We start from the raw sequence: 522 nt of genomic DNA, 5'->3' as shown, positions 1-522 counted from the left end.
CCCCTTAATATAATAATGAAACAACTGATCAGTATATGGCAGATAACATCAACGAAACCGAGATCATTGAACGACTCAACAGCGCACCATCGGTACGTGGCTTCTTTATTGCGACCGTCGACGTTTTTAACGAATCCATCGACGGACTCATCCAAAGAATCTTCCGTAAAGATAACTTTGCTGTGCAATCGGTCGTCGGCCCATTACTGCAAGATTCAGGACCGCTTGGCGACTTATCGGTTCGTTTGAAGTTATTGTTTGGTCTAGGTGTATTACCCGACGACATCTACCACGATATCGAAGACATCATTAAGCTGAAAAACCAACTGAACAGCGATGCATCGGACTACGAGTTCACTGACCCGAATATCCTAGAACCGATCAAAAAACTGCATCTGGTGAAGAAAATGGGCATGGTGCAATTGGAAGTCAACGAACCCGATGACGACATCGATCTTGAGTTTTACCAACTCCAGCTTCAGCGCCAACAACAAATCATTAAGTCCGGCCTGTCACTCGCGA

Annotated in this window: 1 protein-coding gene; it reads left to right on the top strand. The window is 45.2% G+C overall.

The window, feature by feature from the left end; all coding sequences use genetic code 11:
• Positions 1–35: 35 nt before the first annotated feature.
• On the top strand, positions 36–522 hold a 487-nt coding region (locus tag R7R24_RS30315), incomplete at its 3' end, for an MltR family transcriptional regulator (RefSeq protein ID WP_318120664.1).

Source organism: Vibrio sp. 704 (assembly GCF_033339295.1).
The sequence above is the reverse complement of the archived record's forward strand: the minus strand, read 5'-3'. Positions and strand labels throughout refer to the sequence as shown.